The organism is Streptomyces sp. NRRL F-5123, assembly GCF_000721495.1.
In the GTDB taxonomy this organism is placed as follows: Bacteria; Actinomycetota; Actinomycetes; order Streptomycetales; family Streptomycetaceae; genus Actinacidiphila.
Map to the genome: position 1 here is coordinate 1 of NZ_JOHY01000141.1, position 2706 is coordinate 2706.

General features: G+C 72.9%; 1 pseudogene and 1 CRISPR repeat array. The pseudogene reads left to right on the forward strand.

Annotated elements, in window-relative coordinates:
* Positions 1-57: 57 nt before the first annotated feature.
* A pseudogene (locus IH54_RS47510) lies at positions 58-987 on the forward strand (DUF2637 domain-containing protein); the annotation flags it as partial.
* 279 nt (positions 988-1266) lie between these two features.
* Positions 1267-2636: a CRISPR direct-repeat array (repeat unit 29 nt; unit sequence CGGGACACCTCCGCTCGCGCGGAGAGGAC).
* Positions 2637-2706: the final 70 nt, after the last annotated feature.

Sequence of the window (2706 nt, forward strand, 5' to 3'; positions counted from 1 at the left end):
GCCGGGAGTACTGCGGTGAGCGCCGAGCGGTGGTCGAGGCGGGCGTGCGCCGTGGTCGTGGCGGCGGTTGCGGCGTATGCGTCCTACGAGCACCAGCGGCTCTTCGCGCTTGACGGCGGTGCGGATCCCGCCGGCGCGGCGTTGTGGCCGCTGTCGGTGGACGGGTTGCTGCTTCTGGCAACTATGGGACTACTAAAGCCCGGTGAAAACTCCAGCCACCGCACCCGCCGCGCGGTGCGACTTGCCTTCGTGCTGGGCATCGTGATCTCCCTGGCTGCCAACGTGGCCGCCGCACCGCGCTTCACCTGGCAGCCCGTCCTCGTCGCCGGATGGCCGCCGGTCGCCCTGCTCCTCGCGGTCGAGCTCCTCGCGCAGCAAGGACCCAGCGAGACCGGCGGGACGGCGTCAGCCCGTTCTCACCCCGCGGGCGAGACACCGAGTCCCGCGGGCGAGACTCCGGACGCGCCGGACCGAGAGCCTGCGCCGGACCGCCCTGGTGTCCGGCCCCCGACAGGCGAGAGGTCGACTCGAAAGGCCGCCAGCGCCGAGCAGAGGATGTGGGACTACTACCTGCACCAGCGAGAGCGGGGCGGTCGAGGTGCCGCGCCGACGCCGGGGCGAGGCGATCGGCTCGGGAAGGGGTGCGAGGTGAGCGCGCCCGACGTCTGGGCGCGGCGTGCGTGCGCAGTCGTTGTAGCGGCGGTGGCGGCCTACGCCTCGTACGAGCACCAGCGGACCTTCGCCCTCGACGGCGGTGCGGACCCGGCGGGGGCGTCGCTGTGGCCCCTGTCGGTCGACGGCCTGCTGGTACTGGCGACTATCGGGCTACTAAAGCCCCAGCCCGCGGGGCGTCGGCGTACTCGGTACGCGGTGCGGTTGGCATTCGGTATGGGCATCGCGATGTCGCTGGCCGCGAACGTGGCGGCGGCGCCGCGCTTGGCCTGGCAGCCCGTCCTGGTGGCGGGGTGGCCGCCGGTGGCGCTGCTGCTCGCGGTGGAGCTGCTCGCGACAGGCGCGGGGCAGCTGGAACGAGCCGAGAGGGCTGGCTCGCTGGAGGGGCGCGAGAGCGAGAGCGCGGCCCGGTCCTCGGGCGCTCCCGAGCCCCCCGAGAGGAGCGTGCCGCGAGAGTCCCGCCCCGCCAGCACAGCCCGTTCGAGAAACGCTAAGAGCGCGGAAGAGGCGATGTGGTCCTACTTCCAGCAGGAGCACGCGAAGGGCCGGACCCCAAGTGGCGCCGAGCTCGACCGCGCGATCGGCACCAACACACGGGGCACCTCCGCTCGCGCGGAGAGGACTGGTCGGGCCGGGGCGGCGGCCGCGGGCTCGCGGGGCACCTCCGCTCGCGCGGAGAGGACGCCAACGGCGGCATCGTCTCCACGCCCGGCATCGGGACACCTCCGCTCGCGCGGAGAGGACTCCCGCAGCGCCCGCACGGCGTCCGCGGCCTGCGGGACACCTCCGCTCGTGCGGAGAGGACCACGCGAGGATCCCTTCCGCCTCCGCCTTGAGCGGGACACCTCCGCTCGCGCGGAGAGGACACCTTGGCGGCACCGAGTACGCCACCGCCGAGCGGGACACCTCCGCTCGCGCGGAGAGGACGTCCGGTGCCTGACCATCCACCAGCCCTGGGCCGGGACACCTCCGCTCGCGCGGAGAGGACGTCCGCGCTTCGGCGGCACCCTGTGCGCGCCCCGGGACACCTCCGCTCGCGCGGAGAGGACGCGTAGGCGTCGGGCCAGCGCTCGGCGAGACGCGGGACACCTCCGCTCGCGCGGAGAGGACCTCTCGGGGTCCCAGTACCAGTACTGGAGCCTCGGGACACCTCCGCTCGCGCGGAGAGGACATCTACGTCGCACGAAAGTCGGCGGCACTGGTCGGGACACCTCCGCTCGCGCGGAGAGGACTCGCCCACCTCCACGCCCACCGGCTGCTCGATCGGGACACCTCCGCTCGCGCGGAGAGGACCCCGCCTGAACCTCCGGCGACGCGAACGCCACCGGGACACCTCCGCTCGCGCGGAGAGGACGCCAACGGCGACGCCCTGCTCGACTCCCGCAGCGGGACACCTCCGCTCGCGCGGAGAGGACCCCGGGACGATGCTGCTCGCGAGGCACTTCGTCGGGACACCTCCGCTCGCGCGGAGAGGACAAGCAGCAGTGGGACGTCGATGTCAACGACGCCGGGACACCTCCGCTCGCGCGGAGAGGACCTCGGCAACGTCGGCAGCATCATCGGCTCCGTCGGGACACCTCCGCTCGCGCGGAGAGGACTGGTCCGCCTGGGCGGCGAGCTCGCGGGCGATCGGGACACCTCCGCTCGCGCGGAGAGGACAGGCTGTCCCCATCGGCCCACTGCTGCGACTGCGGGACACCTCCGCTCGCGCGGAGAGGACGCCAGGGCCTCATGCACGCCGCGCTCGGCCTCCGGGACACCTCCGCTCGCGCGGAGAGGACGGCGTCGCACTGATCGCGAAGTCGCCCGAAGTCGGGACACCTCCGCTCGCGCGGAGAGGACCGTAAGCCCACCGAGTTCACCGAAGAGATCAACGGGACACCTCCGCTCGCGCGGAGAGGACCAGATGATCCTCTTCGGGGGGTCCGTCTGGTTCGGGACACCTCCGCTCGCGCGGAGAGGACACTTTCTGACCTGCGGCGTTAGAGGGGCTTTGCAATCTCTTTGCTCGGCTCCAGCCGCGTCTGGCCGCTG